Source organism: Siphonobacter sp. BAB-5405, assembly GCF_002872335.1.
GTDB lineage: Bacteria > Bacteroidota > Bacteroidia > Cytophagales > Spirosomataceae > Siphonobacter.
Window position 1 is genome coordinate 1 of the sequence record NZ_NJAG01000181.1, and the last position, 624, is coordinate 624.

2 protein-coding genes are annotated in these 624 nt (G+C 45.2%); both read right to left on the minus strand.

What is annotated here, in order from left to right; genetic code table 11:
* Positions 1 to 195: 195 nt before the first annotated feature.
* Entirely contained in the window at positions 196 to 435 is a 240-nt protein-coding gene (locus tag BWI97_RS26880; RefSeq protein ID WP_369826687.1) for a TlpA family protein disulfide reductase, read from the minus strand.
* Position 436: 1 nt separating this feature from the next.
* On the minus strand, positions 437 to 624 hold a 188-nt coding region (locus BWI97_RS27555; RefSeq protein ID WP_146011099.1), incomplete at its 5' end, for a TlpA disulfide reductase family protein.

Genomic DNA, 624 nt, shown 5'->3' on the forward strand with positions numbered 1-624 from the left:
CATTTTTCCTGCCTCACCGTACATTAAATAAGCTTTAGCCGGAGCGTCGTAACTTTGGGCTTTACCCTCAATGGTAAACGGTTTGGATTGAGCCAGAGCCAGTACGGGGTAACAGGCCAAAATCGTCCATAAATACTTCATAACGTCAATAAGTAAGTTTGAAAAAAGAATAATCAATCGTTGGCGAATACCGAATTAAGGCATGAGTTCAGCCAGTTTTTTATCTAACTCGCTGTGATCACTACTGTAGCGGGCAATGATGGTACCTTCTTTATCGAGCAGAATGTAAGTCGGCAGGGAATGAATGGCAAAATGTTTCGTGAGATCTGAATCCGTCCGATAGCCTCTGAGCACGTGGTGCCAGGGCAACTGATCTTTTTCGACAGCTTTTTTCCAGGCTTCGGGTTTACTATCATCATCGGAAATGCCGACCACATCAAATCCTTTGGCCTGATACTGCTCGTAGAGTTTGCGTAAATGAGGATTGTTTTTTCCGGCAGGGCACGCACCAGCTAGCCCAGAAATCCATTAACACATACTTGCCTTTCAGATCAGCTAACTTAAAGGGTTTACCCTGGATGTCTACGGCTTCAAAGGCAAAAGCCTTATCACCGGGTTGGCCCA